Annotated in this window: 17 protein-coding genes; 9 read left to right on the top strand and 8 right to left on the bottom strand. The window is 53.0% G+C overall.

Annotation, left to right across the window (positions count from 1 at the left end; genetic code table 11):
* Positions 1–12: 12 nt before the first annotated feature.
* The 3 genes from caiB to caiT form a co-directional block, all read right to left on the bottom strand.
* On the bottom strand, positions 13–1,230 hold the full coding sequence (gene caiB, locus OGY19_RS09410; protein WP_048212732.1) for an L-carnitine CoA-transferase: 1,218 nt from the start codon (positions 1,228–1,230) through the stop codon (positions 13–15).
* 111 nt (positions 1,231–1,341) lie between these two features.
* Positions 1,342–2,484: a crotonobetainyl-CoA dehydrogenase gene (gene caiA, locus OGY19_RS09415; protein WP_003018898.1), complete on the bottom strand. Its 1,143-nt coding sequence runs from the start codon at positions 2,482–2,484 to the stop codon at positions 1,342–1,344.
* A 34-nt stretch (positions 2,485–2,518) separates the two neighbouring features.
* On the bottom strand, positions 2,519–4,036 hold the full coding sequence (gene caiT / locus OGY19_RS09420; protein ID WP_040230170.1) for an L-carnitine/gamma-butyrobetaine antiporter: 1,518 nt from the start codon (positions 4,034–4,036) through the stop codon (positions 2,519–2,521).
* 480 nt (positions 4,037–4,516) lie between these two features.
* On the opposite strand from caiT, the gene OGY19_RS09425 reads away from it, so the two are divergent.
* The 9 genes from OGY19_RS09425 to folA all read left to right on the top strand — a co-directional run bounded on the left by OGY19_RS09425 (position 4,517) and on the right by folA (position 12,845).
* Positions 4,517–5,287, top strand: a complete 771-nt coding sequence (locus tag OGY19_RS09425; protein ID WP_003018893.1) for an electron transfer flavoprotein FixA — start codon at positions 4,517–4,519, stop codon at positions 5,285–5,287.
* A gap of 15 nt (positions 5,288–5,302) precedes the next feature.
* Positions 5,303–6,244, top strand: a complete 942-nt coding sequence (locus OGY19_RS09430) for an electron transfer flavoprotein subunit alpha/FixB family protein (protein WP_115600991.1) — start codon at positions 5,303–5,305, stop codon at positions 6,242–6,244.
* A gap of 48 nt (positions 6,245–6,292) precedes the next feature.
* Positions 6,293–7,579 (top strand): FAD-dependent oxidoreductase, encoded by a 1,287-nt coding sequence (locus tag OGY19_RS09435; RefSeq protein ID WP_115600990.1) that lies wholly within the window; start codon positions 6,293–6,295, stop codon positions 7,577–7,579.
* A complete protein-coding gene (fixX, locus tag OGY19_RS09440) occupies positions 7,576–7,863 on the top strand; it encodes a ferredoxin-like protein FixX (RefSeq protein ID WP_000203736.1) in 288 nt (95 codons plus the stop codon). Before OGY19_RS09435 ends, fixX begins: the two co-directional genes overlap by 4 nt.
* 147 nt (positions 7,864–8,010) lie before the next feature.
* Complete coding sequence (locus OGY19_RS09445) at positions 8,011–9,354, top strand: MFS transporter (RefSeq protein WP_116360656.1); 1,344 nt, start codon at positions 8,011–8,013, stop codon at positions 9,352–9,354.
* A 90-nt stretch (positions 9,355–9,444) separates the two neighbouring features.
* Complete coding sequence (locus tag OGY19_RS09450; protein ID WP_101741364.1) at positions 9,445–9,678, top strand: YgdI/YgdR family lipoprotein; 234 nt, start codon at positions 9,445–9,447, stop codon at positions 9,676–9,678.
* Between the two features lie 103 nt (positions 9,679–9,781).
* Positions 9,782–10,312: a glutathione-regulated potassium-efflux system oxidoreductase KefF gene (gene kefF, locus OGY19_RS09455; RefSeq protein ID WP_115600988.1), complete on the top strand. Its 531-nt coding sequence runs from the start codon at positions 9,782–9,784 to the stop codon at positions 10,310–10,312.
* Positions 10,305–12,167 (top strand): glutathione-regulated potassium-efflux system protein KefC, encoded by a 1,863-nt coding sequence (gene kefC / locus OGY19_RS09460; protein WP_115600987.1) that lies wholly within the window; start codon positions 10,305–10,307, stop codon positions 12,165–12,167. Before kefF ends, kefC begins: the two co-directional genes overlap by 8 nt.
* 198 nt (positions 12,168–12,365) lie before the next feature.
* Positions 12,366–12,845, top strand: a complete 480-nt coding sequence (folA, locus tag OGY19_RS09465) for a type 3 dihydrofolate reductase (protein WP_003018873.1) — start codon at positions 12,366–12,368, stop codon at positions 12,843–12,845.
* A 96-nt stretch (positions 12,846–12,941) separates the two neighbouring features.
* Here folA and apaH read toward each other — a convergent pair whose 3' ends face one another.
* Genes apaH through surA form a run of 5 tightly spaced genes read right to left on the bottom strand, consistent with a single transcriptional unit; the run spans position 12,942 to position 17,273 of the window.
* A complete protein-coding gene (gene apaH, locus OGY19_RS09470) occupies positions 12,942–13,790 on the bottom strand; it encodes a bis(5'-nucleosyl)-tetraphosphatase (symmetrical) ApaH (protein WP_115600986.1) in 849 nt (282 codons plus the stop codon).
* A gap of 10 nt (positions 13,791–13,800) precedes the next feature.
* Positions 13,801–14,178, bottom strand: coding sequence for a Co2+/Mg2+ efflux facilitator ApaG/CorD (apaG, locus tag OGY19_RS09475; protein WP_003018867.1), 378 nt, complete (start codon positions 14,176–14,178; stop codon positions 13,801–13,803).
* Positions 14,179–14,180: 2 nt separating this feature from the next.
* A complete protein-coding gene (rsmA, locus tag OGY19_RS09480; protein WP_048212723.1) occupies positions 14,181–15,002 on the bottom strand; it encodes a 16S rRNA (adenine(1518)-N(6)/adenine(1519)-N(6))-dimethyltransferase RsmA in 822 nt (273 codons plus the stop codon).
* The gene (gene pdxA, locus OGY19_RS09485; protein WP_101741365.1) at positions 14,995–15,987 is read right to left on the bottom strand and encodes a 4-hydroxythreonine-4-phosphate dehydrogenase PdxA; all 993 of its coding nucleotides are present in this window, start codon (positions 15,985–15,987) and stop codon (positions 14,995–14,997) included. Before pdxA ends, rsmA begins: the two co-directional genes overlap by 8 nt.
* Positions 15,987–17,273, bottom strand: a complete 1,287-nt coding sequence (gene surA / locus OGY19_RS09490; RefSeq protein ID WP_048212721.1) for a peptidylprolyl isomerase SurA — start codon at positions 17,271–17,273, stop codon at positions 15,987–15,989. Before surA ends, pdxA begins: the two co-directional genes overlap by 1 nt.
* Between the last annotated feature and the right edge of the window lie 32 nt (positions 17,274–17,305).

Below are 17,305 nucleotides of genomic sequence, written 5' to 3' on the forward strand. Positions count from 1 at the left end.
AGCGCGTCGCGTTTATTCCTCAACTCTGGCCAGGCCTTTGCCGACCAGCTCATTTATGTCTGCTTCGCTATATCCAATATTTTTCAGAATGGCGGCGGTATCCATGCCGTGTGACGGCATGCCACGCCAGATTTTCCCTGGGTTGTTTTTAAATTTCGGCATGATATTCGGTCCTTTGCAGGTGCGACCGTCCATCGTTTGCCACTGAGTAATCGATTCACGGGCAACGTACTGCGGGTTGCCTTCCAGTTCCGGAATGGTCAGCACCTTCGCGCAGGCGATATTCAGCTCAGCAAAGCGCGCCTGGACTTCGGCGATGGTGTGCGTTGCCAGCCACGCGTCCAGTTTCTCTTCCACGAGCGGGCCGTAAGGGCATTCCACGCGATGGATAAGCTGGGTACCTTCCGGGACTTCCGGTGTGCCAAGAATGTGGGCGAGGCCAATATCTTTGAAGCACTCGTTGATTTGCGTGATGCCGACCAGCTCCATGACGATGTAACCATCGGCGCATTTATACAGGCCGCAGCCAGCGTAATACGGGTCTTTGCCTTTGGTCATGCGTGGGCAAATTTCGCCGCCGTTAAAGTAATCCATCATGAAATACTGGCCCATGCGCAACATCACCTCGTACATGGCGATATCAATGCTTTCACCTTTGCCCGTTTCGCGTACTTTGTGCAGGGCAGCCAGCGCCGCTGTCGTTGCGGTCATCCCTGAGAAGTAATCGGCGGTGTACGGGAAGGCAGGCATCGGCTGATCAACGTCACCGTTTTGAATCAGATAGCCGCTGAACGCCTGCGCGATGGTGTTGTAAGCCGGAAGATTGGTGTACTCCTCGGTACCAAACTGGCCGAAGCCGGAAAGGTGGGCGATAACCAGTTTCGGGTTATGTTCCCACAGCACTTCATCGGTAATGCCGCGACGGGCAAAGGCCGGGCCTTTACTGGCTTCAATGAAGATATCGGTGGTTTCCATCAGCTTCAGAAACGCTTCCCGACCTTCATCTTTGAAAATATTGAGCGACAGGGCGTGCAGGTTACGACGTGAGAGCTGCGGATAGTTAGGCTGTACGCGGATGGTATCGGCCCACGCAACGTTTTCAATCCAGATAACCTCAGCCCCCCATTCGGCGAACATCTGTCCGGCGAACGGACCGGCAATCTCGATCCCTGAAAAGACAACTCGTACCCCGGCAAGTGGGCCAAAGGTTGGCATTGGTAAGTGATCCATAATTTTGCTCCTGGCATTTTTTTGCGGTATGTATGCCGGATAAGCACAGCGCCATCCGGCATAATTGCCTGATGGCGACGCGAGCGTCTTATCAGGCCTACAAGGGGTCGATTAACGGTATTGCTTGAGTACCGCACGACCCAACGTCAGGATCTGCATTTCGTCAGAACCACCAGAAACACGGTCAACGCGCAGGTCACGCCAGAAGCGCGTGATGCGATGGTTACCCGCGATACCCACGCCACCCAGCACCTGCATGGCGGTGTCTACCACTTCAAATGCCGCGTTGGCGCAGAAGTATTTGCACATGGCCGCATCGCCCGAAGTAATAGTGCCGTTATCTGCTTTCCATGCGGCTTCCAGCAGCATGTTTTTCATGGAGTTCAGTTTGATCGCCATATGCGCAAACTTCTCCTGAATCAGCTGGAAACGGCCGATCGTTTCGCCAAACTGTACGCGTTGGTTGGCATAACGCGCTGCGTCTTCAAATGCGCACATTGCCGTACCGTAGTTGGTCAGTGCGACGAGGAAGCGTTCATGGTCAAACTCTTCTTTCACGCGATTGAAACCGTTACCTTCCCGACCGAACATGTCTTTCTCGTCCAGCTCAACGTCGTCAAAGGTGATTTCACAGCAGCTATCCATACGCAGACCGAGTTTCTCCAGTTTGTTGACCTTGATACCCGCTTTGCTCATGTCAACGAACCACTCGGTATAAACAGGTTTATCCGGCGATGCGCCATCTCTCGCCATCACCACGATGTACGGGGTATAGGCGCTACTGGTGATAAAGCACTTACTGCCATTAAGATAAACCTTACCATTTTTACGTGTATAAGTGGTTTTCAGGCTACCAACATCCGATCCCGCTCCCGGTTCGGTGATCGCAGAGTTCCACATCTGCTTACCGGTTCCCTGGAACGCCATGATTTTATCGATTTGTTCCTGAGTCCCTTCACGCAGGAAGGTATTAAAACCACCCGGTAACTGGTACAGCACATAGGTTGGCGCGCCCAGGCGGCCGAGTTCCATCCAGACGGCGGCCACGGTGACAAAACCCGCTTCCAGTCCACCGTGTTCTTCCGGAATCAACAGGCTATCGATGCCCATATCCGCCAGCGCTTTCACAAAACGCTCAGGGTAGACGCTGTCGCGATCGCACTCGGCAAAATAAGCTTCCCAGTTCTCACTGGCCATCAGTTCACGAATACCGGCGACAAACAGCTCCTGCTCGTCATTTAAGTTGAAATCCATCTTTCAGCCTCTTGATCAATTGGGTTAATAAGAATTACTTGTCTTTCCAGTGCACTTTGGCGTCTTTAATAAAGGACAGCGTCACCATGATGTTGACGAAGAACAGCGGACATCCTCCGGCGATAATTGCGGTCTGAATGGGCTTCAGCCCACCCAGCGCCAGCAGAACGATGCCGATGACGCCGACCAGAACGGACCAACCGATACGCACCAACAGCGGCGGTTCTTCACCATCGCGAACTTCGCGACAGGTGGACATCGCCAGGGTGTAGGAGCAGGCGTTAATTAGCGTGACGGTGGCAATAAAGCAGAGGATAAAGAATCCCCACATGGTGGCGGTGCTGAATGGCAAGGCGGCCCAGGTTTCGATAATGGCGCGCGCCACGCCGTGTTGTTCAATCAGCTGTGGGATGTTGAGAATGTTTTTATCCATCAGCAGCAGGGTATTGCTGCCAAGGACGGTCCACAGGATCCAGGTCGAAGCTGTCAGGCCCAGTACCATCCCGAAGCACAGTTCACGTACGGTACGACCACGAGAAATACGTGCCAGGAAGATACTCATCTGGATGGCGTAAATGACCCACCACGCCCAGTAGAAAACAGTCCAGCCCTGCGGGAAGCCGCCTTTGCCGATGGCATCGGTATAGAACAGCATGCGCGGCAGATACATCAGCAGCATGCCGACCGAGTCGGTGAAGTAGTTCATGATGAAGCTGGCGCCGCTGACAATAAACACCCAGCCCAGCATCAGGAAGCTCAGGTAGCTACGCACGTCGCTGGCGATCCTGACCCCTTTTTGCAGGCCGCAGGCTACGCAAATGGCGTTCAGAATGATCCAGCAGGTAATGATGATGGCATCTAATTGCAGCGTATGCGGAATACCGAACAGCCATTGCATACACTCGGTTACCAGCGGTGTCGCCAGACCGAGGCTGGTACCCATCGCGAAGATCAGTGCCACCAGGTAGAAGTTATCAACGATGGTGCCGAACAGCCCTTTCGCATGCTTTTCGCCCACTAACGGTACCAGCGTGGAGCTGGGACGGATGACGTCCATCTTGCGCACAAAGAAGAAATAGGCGAAGGCCACAGAAAGGAAGCTGTAGGTTGCCCACGGCAACGGCCCCCAGTGGAACAGGCTGTACGCCAGACCAATCTCTTTCGCACCTGTGGAATTGGGCGCCAAAGCGAACGGCGGGGTAGAGATATAGTAGTAGATCTCGATGGAACCCCAGAACAGCACCGCGGCGGATGTACAGGAGGCGAACATCATAAAAATCCAACTGGCGGTACTAAACTCGGGTTTTTCGTCGCCTAATTTCTTTTTGGCATACGGGCCAAAGACTAACCAGAACCAGCCGAAGAGCATGACGACCATATACCATTCGAATGCCCAACCCCAGACGTTGGTGACATAACTGAATACCGCATTAATAACGACGTTAGCGGCATCAAGATCTCTTACTGTTAGCCAACAAAGTATCCCAACAATTATTAATGGCGGAAAAAAAACCTTCGGTTCAATTCCCGACTTTCTCTTTTCATTTTTCATAAGTGAATTCCAGTGTGAAAACGAAATTTATTTAGCGTGCCCGTATGTGATCGTTTGTTTATTTATTATTAATGATTTGTTGATGACTTTTTAACCTCTGGGGCGCCTCAGTGAGTAACTCATAATGAGTATTCATTTCGGGTGGTTCTGTTATCTGCATCACACTTTTCTATGCTGGTTATTTTGTCTGGAAATTTATATTATTTCTTTATTAATCATAATGTTGGCATTGGTTTTTTAACTTTTTTAAGTGACTATCGTTCAATATTGTTGAACCAGCAGACAATATTGAAAATTTTCATATTTGACGTGATTCTTTCAATATTGGTGAGGCATGTAACACTATTGAAAGTTACGAATTTCAATGTGTGACATTTTCAATATTGGTGATTAAGGTTTTATTTCCGAATTAAAGAGCGTGATATCTGTATTTAACACCGCCGATATAAATACGTTTCCTTCATGATTTCTGGAGATGCAATGAAGATAATTACTTGCTACAAATGCGTACCTGATGAGCAGGATATTGCGATTAATAATGCTGATGGAACACTCGATTTCAGCAAAGCAGATGGCAAAATCAGCCAATATGATCTGAATGCGATCGAAGCGGCTTGCCAGTTAAAACAGCAGGTGGGAGAGGCTCAGGTTGTGGCCATGAGCGTCGGCGGCAAAGCGCTGACCAATGCAAAAGGGCGCAAAGATGTGCTTTCCCGTGGCCCTGATGAACTGATTGTTGTCATTGACGATCAATTTGAACAGGCGCTGCCGCAACAAACTGCCACTGCGCTGGCCGCCGCCGTGCAAAAATCAGGTTTTGATCTGCTTATTTGCGGCGACGGTTCTTCCGATCTCTATGCTCAGCAGGTTGGTCTGCTGGTGGGCGAAATGCTGGACGTGCCGGCGATAAACGGCGTGAGTAAAATCCTCTCTCTTACCGACAGCACTCTGACGGTAGAGCGTGAACTGGAAGATGAAGTTGAAACCCTGAGTATCCCGCTTCCGGCGGTTATCGCGGTCTCTACTGACATCAACACCCCTCAAATCCCTTCCATGAAAGCCATTCTTGGCGCGGCGAAAAAACCGGTTCAGGTTTGGTCGCCTGCAGACATTGGGCTGAACAGCGTACAGGCGTATTCCGCACAGCAGGTTGCTGCGCCGAAACAGCGCGAGCGTCAGCGCGTTGTGATTGAAGGTGACGGTGAAGAACAGATTGCCGCGTTTGTCGAGAATCTTCGCAAAATCATTTAATTATCAGGGGATGTTATGAACAAATTTTCCAGTATCTGGGTATTCAGCGATACCCCTTCTCGTCTGCCGGAACTGATGAAAGGTGCGCAGGCTTTAGGTGAAAAAGTTAACACGTTTGTGCTCAGCGATGCGGACAGCGCAACGGCATGTCATTTAGGCGCGGATCATGTCTGGCTGCTCAGCGGCAAACCAGAAGACCGTATGGTTGAAGACTACGCCGATGCGATGGCCGAAACCATTCGTCAGCATAGCGAGGGCGGCGCGGTGCTGCTGCCGAATACACGTCGGGGCAAGCTGTTAGCGGCAAAGCTGGGCTTTCGCTTGTCGGCTGCAGTTTCAAATGACGCCAGCGCAGTCGCCGTGCAGGATGGAAAAGCGGCGGTCAAACATATGGTTTACGGCGGCCTGGCGATGGGAGCAGAAACAATCGCTTCACCGTTTGCCGTGGTAACTCTCAGTAGCGGAACGTTTGACGCGCAGCAACCGGATACTAACCGCCGCGGCGAGATGCATACCGTACAGTGGCAGGATCCGTCCGTTGCCGTGACCCGTACGGCAACTCAGGCGCGTCAGAGCAACAGCGTCGATCTCGACAAAGCCCGTCTGGTGGTCAGCGTGGGACGCGGTATTGGTAGCAAAGAAAATATCTCGCTGGCAGAAGCGCTGTGCCAGACGATTGGCGCTGAGTTGGCCTGTTCCCGTCCGGTGGCGGAAAACGAGAAGTGGATGGAGCACGAACGCTACGTCGGCATTTCCAACCTGATGCTCAAGCCTGAACTGTACCTGGCGGTGGGGATCTCCGGGCAGATCCAACATATGGTCGGCGCCAACGGCGCACAGACGATTTTCGCCATCAACAAAGACAAAAATGCGCCGATTTTCCAATATGCAGATTATGGCATCGTTGGCGATGCGCTGAAGATCCTGCCTGCGCTGACGGCTGCCTTAGCGCGTTAAACCATTCGGGCAGGATGCGAAGGTATCCTGCCGCTGACAGGAGTACGTATGTCCGAAGATATCTTTGATGCCATCATCGTGGGTGCAGGTCTGGCTGGTTCGGTTGCGGCGCTGGTGCTGGCTCGGGAAGGTGCACAGGTGCTGGTTATTGAGCGCGGCAATTCTGCTGGCGCGAAGAATGTCACCGGTGGGCGCATGTATGCGCATAGCCTGGAGCGCATCATTCCCGGTTTTGCTGAGCAGGCCCCCATTGAACGCATAATCACCCACGAAAAGCTCGCCTTTATGACCGACAAAGGGGCGATGACCATCGACTATTGCAATGGTGAAGAGGCCGCATCGTCGCAGGTTTCTTATTCCGTCTTACGTAGCAAATTTGACGCCTGGCTGATGGAGCAGGCCGAAGAGGCGGGCGCTCAGCTCATCACCGGTATTCGCGTGGATAACGTTGTGCAGCGCGAGGGTAAAGTCGTGGGCGTGGAAGCCGATGGCGATATTCTGGAAGCCAAAGTGGTGATCCTCGCCGACGGGGTGAATTCTTTGTTGGCAGAAAAACTGGGCATGGCAAAGCGCGTTGAAGCATCGCATGTTGCTGTCGGCGTAAAAGAGCTGATCGAATTGCCAAAATCGGTGATTGAAGATCGTTTCCAGTTACAGGGGAACGAAGGTGCAGCCTGCCTGTTTGCCGGTTCGCCAACTGATGGGTTGATGGGCGGTGGCTTCCTGTATACGAATGAAACAACCCTTTCTCTGGGACTGGTCTGCGGTCTTCATCATCTGAAAGACGCTAAAAAATCGGTCCCGCAAATGCTGGAAGATTTCAAACAGCATCCGGCGGTTGCCCCGCTGATCGCCGGTGGCAAGCTGGTGGAATATGCCGCGCACGTTGTACCGGAAGCCGGTATCAACATGCAGCCCGAACTGGTGGGTGACGGCGTACTGATTGCCGGTGACGCAGCCGGAATGTGTATGAACCTCGGCTTTACCATTCGTGGCATGGATCTCGCCATTTCCGCAGGCGAGGCGGCGGCGAAAACGGTGCTTTCAGCGATGAAGCGCGACGACTTTAGCAAGCAGTCGCTGGGTGAATATCGTCAGCATCTGGACGATGGCCCGATGCGCGATATGCGTATGTACCAGAAGCTTCCTGCTTTTCTTGATAACCCGCGCATGTTTACCGCCTATCCCGAAATGGCGGTCAGTATCGCACGCGACCTGTTCACCGTAGATGGCTCTGCCCCGGTGCCAATGCGTAAAAAAATCCTGCGCCATGTGAAGAAAGTGGGCTTCATCAACCTGATGAAAGATGGCCTGAAAGGAGTGACCGTATTATGACATCTCCCGTCAATGTGGACGTCAAACTGGGCGTCAATAAGTTCAATGTCGATGAAGACAGCCCGCATATCATTCTCAAAACCGATCCTGATAAACAGGCGCTGGAGGTGCTGATTAAGGCCTGTCCAGCAGGGCTGTATAAAAAGCAGGACGACGGCAGCGTACGGTTTGATTACGCCGGATGCCTGGAGTGCGGAACGTGCCGCATTCTCGGGCTTGATACAGCGCTGGAAAAGTGGGAATACCCGCGTGGGACATTTGGTGTGGAGTTTCGCTACGGTTAATAAGTATGAGGTTGTACACCCGTAGGCTGGATAAGACGCGGTAGCGTCGCCATCCGGCAATCATGTGACGCCAGTGCCGGATGGGGGCGTAAACGCCTTATCCGGCCTACAGATGACGCTTTGCCCGTGTTGAAACAGGAAGTCGCTATGCAGCAGCCCAGGAACTTTGATGACATCAAATTTACCTCTATTCACCGCCGGATAATGCTGTGGGGAAGCGGTGGGCCATTTCTGGATGGTTATGTGCTGGTGATGATTGGCGTGGCGCTGGAACAGCTCACGCCAGCATTGAAACTGGACGCACAGTGGATTGGTCTGCTGGGCGCCGGCACGCTCGCCGGTCTGTTTGTGGGGACGTCGCTGTTTGGCTACATTTCCGATAAGGTCGGGCGGCGCAAAATGTTCATCATCGATATTATCGCTATCGGCGTGATATCGGCAGCAACCATGTTTGTTTCCTCGCCCGTTGAGCTGTTGGTGATGCGCGTGCTGATCGGCATTGTGATTGGTGCCGATTATCCGATTGCAACCTCGATGATTACCGAGTTCTCCAATACCCGCCAGCGCGCTTTCTCCATCGGTTTTATCGCCGCGATGTGGTATGTCGGTGCCACCTGTGCCGATCTGGTCGGTTACTGTTTGTATGATGTTGAGGGCGGATGGCGCTGGATGTTGGGCAGCGCGGTGATCCCCTGCATTTTGATCCTGATTGGGCGTTTCGATCTTCCTGAATCGCCACGCTGGTTGCTGCGTAAAGGTCGGGTGAAAGAGTGCGAAGAGATGATGATCAAACTGTTTGGCGAACCGGTGGTATTCGACGAAGAAGCACCGCAGGAGACGCGTTTCCTTCAGTTGTTTAATCGTCGTCACTTTCCATTTGTCCTGTTTGTTGCCGCCATCTGGACCTGTCAGGTGATCCCGATGTTTGCTATTTATACTTTCGGCCCGCAGATTGTCGGCTTGCTGGGCCTTGGTGTTGGAAAAAGCGCCGCGTTGGGTAACGTGGTGATCAGCCTGTGCTTCATGCTGGGCTGTATTCCACCGATGTTCTGGCTCAATAGCGCGGGCCGTCGACCGCTGTTGATTGGCAGCTTTATTATGATGACGCTGGCGTTGGCCGTGCTGGGGCTAATCCCTGATATGGGCGCATGGCTGGTGGTGCTGGCGTTTGCCGTATACGCGTTTTTCTCAGGGGGACCGGGAAACCTGCAGTGGCTATACCCTAACGAACTGTTCCCCACCGATATTCGTGCCTCTGCCGTCGGGGTGATTATGTCCTTAAGCCGTATTGGCACCATTATTTCAACCTGGGCACTGCCGATCTTCATCACGAAATATGGGATTAATTCCGTGATGTTAATGGGGGCAGGGATTTCATTGATTGGTCTGTTGGTTTCTATTGCCTTCGCCCCGGAAACGCGAGGTCTGACGCTGGCGCAAACCAGCCAAATGACGATTCGCAGAAAACCGATGTCCAGAGCGAGCGGTTAAGAGTGTTCTGTATTTTCCCTGCAACTCAGTCAGTTAGCCTACAGTTAACGGGCATATCACTGAAAATGACTGAAAAGCAGGGAGAACACCATGCAAAAACATATTCTGATCACCTCCATTTTTACCGCCGCAACACTGTTTACCGTTGCCGGTTGCTCTTCTAATCAGGCGGTTAAAACGACCGACGGCAAAACCATCGTCACCGATGGCAAACCGCAAGTGGATGAAGATACGGGCCTGGTGTCGTACAAAAACGCGCAAACGGGTAAGACGGAACAAATTAACCGCGATCAGGTTAAGGATATGAGCGAACTGGACAACTAGTTCAGTTTTCTCCATTCAGCCACTCAATAATATTGACTGTTAGCCTGTGGATTAAGTGACTAAACTCACTGTTATTACAATAATGCAGTGACACAGGCTAATCATGATTCTCATCATTTATGCGCATCCTTATCCGCAGCATTCGCATGCGAATAAGCGGATGCTTGAACAGGCAAGGACGTTGGAGGGCGTGGAGATACGCTCGCTCTATGAACTCTATCCCGATTTCAATATCGATATTGCCGCTGAACAGGATGCGCTGGCGCGTGCTGATTTGATCATCTGGCAGCATCCGATGCAGTGGTACAGCACACCTCCATTACTCAAGCTGTGGATGGATAAAGTCCTTTCGCACGGCTGGGCGTATGGCCATGGCGGTACTGCGCTGCACGGTAAACAACTGCTGTGGGCGGTGACGACCGGCGGCGGTGAAAACCACTTCGATATTGGCTCCCATCCCGGATTTGATGTGCTTTCTCAGCCTTTACAGGCAACAGCGCTCTATTGCGGCCTCAAATGGCTGCCGCCGTTTGCGATGCACTGTACGTTTATCTGTGATGACGAAACGCTGCAAGCGCAGGCGCGTCACTACAAACAGCGTCTGATGGAATGGCAGGAGGAACACCATGGATAGCCATACGCTGATACAGGCGCTGATTTATCTCGGATCGGCGGCGCTGATAGTCCCCATTGCCGTGCGGCTGGGGTTAGGGTCGGTGCTGGGCTATCTCATCGCCGGATGCATTATCGGACCCTGGGGTCTGAGGCTGGTGACGGACGCCGAATCTATCCTGCATTTTGCGGAAATCGGCGTGGTGCTGATGCTGTTTGTCATTGGTCTGGAGCTGGATCCACAGCGTTTGTGGAAGCTGCGGGCCTCGGTGTTCGGCGGCGGTGCACTACAGATGGTGGTTTGCGGCGGCTTAATTGGTTTGTTCTGTATGTTCCTTGGCCTGCGCTGGCAGGTAGCGGAACTGATCGGCATGACGCTGGCGCTTTCCTCAACGGCCATCGCTATGCAGGCAATGAATGAACGCAACCTGATGGTTTCGCAAATGGGCCGCAGCGCGTTTGCCGTGCTGCTGTTCCAGGATATCGCCGCTATTCCATTGGTGGCGATGATCCCATTGCTGGCGGCGAGCGGTGCATCGACTACGCTTGGGGCATTTGCATTGTCCGCCCTGAAGGTAGCGGGCGCGCTGGTGCTGGTGGTGCTGTTAGGGCGTTATGTCACCCGTCCTGCCTTACGTTTTGTTGCGCGCTCGGGCCTGCGGGAAGTGTTCAGCGCCGTCGCGCTGTTCCTCGTTTTCGGTTTTGGCCTACTCCTGGAAGAGGTTGGCCTGTCGATGGCGATGGGGGCCTTCCTGGCCGGGGTGCTGCTGGCAAGCTCTGAGTATCGCCACGCGCTGGAAAGCGACATTGAGCCGTTTAAGGGGCTGCTGCTGGGGCTGTTCTTCATCGGCGTGGGGATGTCTATCGACTTCGGTACGCTGATTGATAATCCTTTGCGTATTATCATTCTGCTGGTTGGTTTCCTGGTGATTAAAACCGTCATGCTGTGGCTGATAGCGAAACCCTTACAGGTGCCGAATAAGCAGCGTCGCTGGTTTGCCGTATTACTTGGGCAGGGCAGTGAGTTTGCCTTCGTGGTGTTTGGCGCGGCGCAAATGGCGAACGTGCTTGACCCTGACTGGGCGAAATCGCTGACGCTGGCAGTCGCGCTGTCGATGGCGGCGACGCCGATTTTACTGGTTGTCCTGACGCGTCTGGAAAAATCGGCGACCGGTGAAGCGCGGGAAGCGGATGAAATCGATGAGGAGCAACCGCGGGTGATCATCGCTGGATTTGGGCGATTTGGCCAGATAACCGGTCGTCTGTTGTTGTCGAGCGGGGTCAAAATGGTGGTTCTTGATCATGACCCGGACCATATCGAAACGCTGCGTAAATTCGGCATGAAGGTTTTCTATGGCGATGCGACCCGGATGGATCTGCTGGAGTCAGCCGGAGCAGCCAAAGCGGAAGTGATCATTAATGCCATTGACGATCCGCAAACCAGCCTGCAACTGACCGAAATGGTGAAAGAACATTTCCCGCATCTACAAATTATTGCCCGTGCGCGCGACGTGGATCATTACATCCGTCTACGCCAGGCAGGCGTGGATATGCCGGAACGCGAAACCTTTGAAGGTGCACTGAAGACCGGACGTCTGGCGTTGGAGGGTCTCGGGCTTGGGCGCTATGAAGCGCGTGAGCGGGCTGATGTCTTCCGGCGCTTCAATATATTGATGGTTGAGGAGATGGTGAAAGGTGAAGATGACGCGATTTCGCGTGCGGCCGTTTATAAGCGCACCAGCGCAATGCTGAGTGAAATTATTGCCGAAGATCGTCAACATTTATCGTTGATTCAACGCCATGGCTGGCAAGGCACGGATGAAGGTAAACATACGGGCGACGTCGCCGATGAGCCGGAAGTGAAACCGTCAGCATAGGGTAAAAAATGTGATGTTCTGCAAACTTTACTGCTAATTGGCTGTTTTTGAACTACTGTAATGCTGGCGTACCACCTTAAATAGGTCGGTTCGCCAGCAGAACGGAAAATTTTCCTGTTCATCCTCTTTCCGCCAGTCGACGAAAGATTGCGCTTTCCGTATAGTGGCGACAATTTTTTTGTATCCGGGAAATATTCAATGATCAGTCTGATTGCGGCGTTAGCGGTAGATCGCGTCATCGGTATGGAGAACGCCATGCCGTGGAACCTCCCTGCCGATCTCGCCTGGTTTAAACGTAATACCTTAAACAAGCCGGTTGTCATGGGACGCCACACCTGGGAATCCATCGGGCGACCGTTACCTGGGCGTAAAAATATCGTCATCAGCAGCAAACCCGGCACCGACGATCGCGTGCAGTGGGTGAAGTCTGTTGATGAAGCCATTGCGGCCTGCGGTGATGAACCAGAGATTATGGTGATTGGCGGTGGGCGCGTGTATGAGCAGTTCCTGCCAAAAGCGCAGAAGCTGTATCTGACGCACATTGATGCGGAAGTCGAAGGGGATACCCATTTCCCGGACTACGAACCGGATGACTGGGAGTCTGTTTTCAGTGAGTTCCATGATGCCGACGCGCAAAACTCTCACAGCTACTGCTTCGAGATTCTGGAGCGTCGTTAATCCTGTAAATGCCGGATGGCGGCGAAACGCCTTATCCGGCCTACTCTTGTGCCAGATGTAGGCCTGATAAGCGTAGCGCCATCAGGCATAAATCTCTCAGGCGTTGACCGCTTCGCCGGGATCCATATTCAGATGGCGATTTGATGGCTGCACAAAGTACTGTTTGTCTTCCCAGCGCAGACAGGTGAGATCGCCTCCCCAGCAACACCCCGTATCCAGCGCGTAAATACCTTCTGGCGTGCCTTTACCCTCCAGCGATGCCCAGTGCCCGAATGCAATACTATAGGCTTCACTGACAGGGCCAGGAATGGCAAACCACGGCTTCAGCGGGGCTGGCGCATCTTCTGGCGACTCTTTGCTGTACATATCCAGTTGACCATTGGGGAAGCAGTAACGCATGCGGGTAAACGCGTTGGTAATAAAACGCAGGCGCGCCAGCCCCGTCAGCTCCGGGGTCCAGTTGTTCGGCATGTCGCCATACATCGCATCAAGAAAAAACGGATACGAGTCGCTCGACAGCACGGCTTCTACGTCCCGTGCGCAGTCTTTCGCGGTCTGCAAATCCCATTGAGGGGTAATGCCAGCGTGCGCCATGACCAGTTTTTTCTCTTCGTCTACCTGCAGCAGCGGCTGACGACGAAGCCAGTTGATTAATTCGTCGGCATCAGGTGCTTCGAGCAGCGATGTGACTCTGTCTTTTGGTTTATTACGACTTATGCCGGCAAACACGGCCAGCAGGTGTAAATCGTGATTACCCAATACCAGGCGCACGCTGTCGCCCAGTGATTTCACGTAGCGCAAAACGTCCAGCGAGCCCGGCCCACGAGCGACCAGATCGCCGGTAAGCCATAGGGTGTCTTTTTGGGAATTAAAGTCTACCTGATGCAGCAAGGCTACCAGTTCATCGTAACAACCGTGAACGTCGCCAATAAGGTATGTCGCCATAGTTATTGTTTTAATGAATGAGTGTTGGAACGGCGAGTCGGAATACGGGAATGTCGATGGTAAAGGCGATGCCTTGTTCATCGATCATTTCGTAATGACCCTGCATGGTGCCCAGCGGCGTTTCAATAACGGCGCCGCTGGTGTACTGGTACTCTTCGCCAGGTTCGATATGGGGCTGAACACCAACCACACCTTCACCCTGAACTTCGGTTTCGCGCCCATGACCATTGGTTATCAACCAATAACGCCCCAACAGCTGCACTGGCGCTCGCCCCAAATTGCGGATAGTCACGGTATAAGCAAAAACGTAACGTTCATCATCAGGTGAGGATTGCGCCTCAATGTAGACGCTTTGTACCTGAATACACACTCGGGGCGAATTGATCATGCTTAACTCTCCTTCGAAGGCGCGTTTTCTGACAGATAGTTAGCCATCCGGCAGTATTGCGCGACAGAGATATTTTCCGCTCGCATTGCCGGGTCAATGCCCAACTCTGTCAGCACTTCAACGCTGAACAGATTACCGAGGCTGTTACGTACCGTTTTACGGCGCTGATTAAACGCTTCGGTGGTAATGCGGCTCAGGACGCGAACATCTTTAACCGGGTACGGCATCGTCGCGTGAGGGACCAGGCGTACAACGGCGGAATCTACTTTCGGTGCTGGTGTGAAAGCCGACGGTGGAACTTCGAGCACCGGGATCACATTGCAGTAATATTGCGCCATGACGCTTAATCGACCATACGCTTTACTGTTTGGCCCTGCAACCAGACGATTGACCACCTCTTTTTGCAACATGAAATGCATGTCGGCAATGGCATCAGTATAGGTAAAAAGATGGAACATCAGCGGCGTGGAGATGTTGTACGGCAGGTTGCCAAATACGCGCAGCGGCTGACCCATCGTTTGTGAAAGCTCACCGAAGTTCATGGTCATGGCATCTTGCTGATAAATAGTCAGCTTCGGCCCTAAAAACGGGTGCGTTTGCAGGCGTGCGGCGAGATCGCGGTCCAGCTCAATGACCGTGAGCTTGTCCAGACGTTCGCCTACAGGTTCGGTCAATGCAGCCAGGCCCGGGCCGATTTCGACCATGGCCTGACCTTTCTGCGGGTTGATAGCAGAGACAATACTTTCGATCACAAACTGATCGTTGAGGAAGTTTTGCCCGAAACGTTTACGGGCTAAATGGCCCTGATGGACTCGATTATTCATTGGTATTAACAATCATTTTGATGGCGAGATTAAGCGCCGTAATAAAACTGCCGACATCTGCTTGTCCACGTCCCGCAAGTTCAAGCGCGGTACCGTGATCGACGGATGTGCGAATAAAGGGCAGGCCCAGCGTGATATTCACACCGCGACCAAATCCTTGGTATTTTAGCACGGGGAGGCCCTGATCGTGGTACATTGCCAGCACGGCATCCGCGTGGTCGAGATATTTAGGCTGAAACAGCGTATCTGCGGGCAGTGGACCGTTTAATTTCATCCCCTGCGCACGCAGTTCATCCAGTACCGGGATGATGGTGTCTATCTCTTCCGTTCCCATATGACCGCCTTCACCGGCATGCGGGTTAAGGCCGCACACCAGAATACGCGGATCGTTCAGGCCAAACTTAGTGCGTAGATCATGATGCAGAATACCGATCACTTCTCGCAATAATGCCGGGGTAATGGCTTCAGCAACGGCTTTAAGCGGCAGATGTGTGGTCGCCAGGGCAACACGCAGCTCTTCGGTTGCCAGCATCATGACAACCTTCTTCGCCTGTGAACGCTCTTCAAAAAACTCGGTATGCCCGGTAAACGGGACGCCAGCGTCGTTGATGACGCCCTTGTGAACCGGACCGGTAATCAGCGCCGCAAACTCACCTTGCAGACAACCATCGCAGGCGCGAGCCAGCGTGTCGACTACATATTGCCCATTCTCTACCGCCAGTTGGCCCGCGACGACAGGCGCGCGCAACGCAACCGGCAATAGCGTCAGAGTACCCGCTGATTGTGGTTGGGCTGGCATATCTGGAGAGTAGGGAAGGAGCGAGAGCGGTAAACCGAGCATGGCTGCCCGGTCACGGAGTAGCGTGGCATCAGCACAAACAACGAGTTCTACCGGCCACTCGCGCTGTGCAAGCTGGATCACAAGGTCCGGACCAATCCCGGCAGGTTCGCCGGGAGTGATCACAACACGTTGAATTTGAGTCATTAGTTGCTCAGAATTTTAACGTACGCACTGGCGCGCTGTTCCTGCATCCAGGTCGCTGCTTCTTCCGAGAATTTACGGTTCATCAGCATGCGATAAGCTCTGTCTTTCTGTGCCGCGTCAGTTTTATCAACATTACGCGTATCCAGCAGCTCGATAAGATGCCAGCCGAATGAGGAGTGCACCGGGGTGCTCATCTGGCCTTTATGAAGTTTAGTCAGCGCATCGCGGAAAGCCGGATCGAAAATATCGGCTGCAGCCCAACCCAGGTCACCGCCCTGGTTGGCAGACCCCGGATCCTGAGAGAACTCTTTTGCTGCTGCTGCAAAGGTAGTTTTACCGCTCTTAATATCAGCCGCGATTTGTTCCAGTTTCAGACGCGCCTGTTGATCGGTCATGATCGGCGACGGTTTCAGCAGAATATGGCGGGCATGAACTTCAGTCACGGAAATGCTCTGGCTTTGACCACGCATGTCGTTGACTTTCAGGATATGGAAGCCGACACCAGAGCGAATTGGGCCAATGATATCGCCTTTTTTCGCGGTGCTTAACGCCTGGGCGAAGATGCCCGGCAGTTCCTGAATGCGTCCCCAACCCATCTGGCCGCCTTTCAGCGCCTGCTGATCGGCAGAATAAGTGATGGCCAGTTTGCCGAAATCGCTACCATTACGTGCTTCATCAACCACTGAACGCGCCTGACTTTCCGCTTCGTTTACCTGATCGGAAGTTGGGTTTTCCGGCAGTGGGATCAGAATGTGGCTCAGGTTCAGTTCGGTGCTGGCATCATTTTGGTTGCCGACCTGCTGCGCCAGGGCATCAACTTCCTGTGGCAGGATCGTGACGCGACGGCGAACTTCATTATTACGTACTTCAGAGATGGTCATCTCTTTACGGATCTGGTTGCGATAGGTCGAATAACTCAGACCATCCTGAGCCAGACGGCTGCGCATTTGATCCAGCGTCATATTGTTCTGCTTGGCAATATTGGCGATGGCCTGATCTAACTGTTCATCAGAGATTTTTACGCCCATCTTCTGACCCATCTGCAGAACGATTTGATCCATGATCAAACGCTCCAGGATCTGATGACGCAGCGTGGCATCGTCCGGTAATTGCTGACCTGCCTGACCCGCATTCAGTTTTACTGACTGCATTAAGCCATCGACGTCGCTTTCCAGAACGACGCCGTTATTGACGACGGCTGCGACTTTATCGACTACCTGTGGGGCAGCGAAACTGGTATTCGCGACCATGGCGATACCGAGAAGCAGCGTTTTCCAGTTCTTCATACTTTTTCCATTATCAATTAACCGCAATGCGG

Origin of the sequence: Citrobacter sp. Cy070, from assembly GCF_030332245.1 — a bacterium.
Classification (GTDB): Bacteria; Pseudomonadota; Gammaproteobacteria; order Enterobacterales; family Enterobacteriaceae; genus Citrobacter; species Citrobacter youngae.

What these genes read in the sequence shown, in the direction of transcription:
- apaG (WP_003018867.1), bottom strand. Translation starts at nt 14,178, where the DNA reads ATGATCAATTCGCCCCGAGTGTGTATTCAGGTACAAAGCGTCTACATT.
- OGY19_RS09425 (WP_003018893.1), top strand. Translation starts at nt 4,517, where the DNA reads ATGAAGATAATTACTTGCTACAAATGCGTACCTGATGAGCAGGATATT.
- OGY19_RS09435 (WP_115600990.1), top strand. Translation starts at nt 6,293, where the DNA reads ATGTCCGAAGATATCTTTGATGCCATCATCGTGGGTGCAGGTCTGGCT.
- caiT (WP_040230170.1), bottom strand. Translation starts at nt 4,036, where the DNA reads ATGAAAAATGAAAAGAGAAAGTCGGGAATTGAACCGAAGGTTTTTTTT.
- OGY19_RS09445 (WP_116360656.1), top strand. Translation starts at nt 8,011, where the DNA reads ATGCAGCAGCCCAGGAACTTTGATGACATCAAATTTACCTCTATTCAC.
- caiB (WP_048212732.1), bottom strand. Translation starts at nt 1,230, where the DNA reads ATGGATCACTTACCAATGCCAACCTTTGGCCCACTTGCCGGGGTACGA.
- caiA (WP_003018898.1), bottom strand. Translation starts at nt 2,484, where the DNA reads ATGGATTTCAACTTAAATGACGAGCAGGAGCTGTTTGTCGCCGGTATT.
- surA (WP_048212721.1), bottom strand. Translation starts at nt 17,273, where the DNA reads ATGAAGAACTGGAAAACGCTGCTTCTCGGTATCGCCATGGTCGCGAAT.
- apaH (WP_115600986.1), bottom strand. Translation starts at nt 13,790, where the DNA reads ATGGCGACATACCTTATTGGCGACGTTCACGGTTGTTACGATGAACTG.
- folA (WP_003018873.1), top strand. Translation starts at nt 12,366, where the DNA reads ATGATCAGTCTGATTGCGGCGTTAGCGGTAGATCGCGTCATCGGTATG.
- kefF (WP_115600988.1), top strand. Translation starts at nt 9,782, where the DNA reads ATGATTCTCATCATTTATGCGCATCCTTATCCGCAGCATTCGCATGCG.
- OGY19_RS09450 (WP_101741364.1), top strand. Translation starts at nt 9,445, where the DNA reads ATGCAAAAACATATTCTGATCACCTCCATTTTTACCGCCGCAACACTG.
- OGY19_RS09430 (WP_115600991.1), top strand. Translation starts at nt 5,303, where the DNA reads ATGAACAAATTTTCCAGTATCTGGGTATTCAGCGATACCCCTTCTCGT.
- kefC (WP_115600987.1), top strand. Translation starts at nt 10,305, where the DNA reads ATGGATAGCCATACGCTGATACAGGCGCTGATTTATCTCGGATCGGCG.
- rsmA (WP_048212723.1), bottom strand. Translation starts at nt 15,002, where the DNA reads ATGAATAATCGAGTCCATCAGGGCCATTTAGCCCGTAAACGTTTCGGG.
- fixX (WP_000203736.1), top strand. Translation starts at nt 7,576, where the DNA reads ATGACATCTCCCGTCAATGTGGACGTCAAACTGGGCGTCAATAAGTTC.
- pdxA (WP_101741365.1), bottom strand. Translation starts at nt 15,987, where the DNA reads ATGACTCAAATTCAACGTGTTGTGATCACTCCCGGCGAACCTGCCGGG.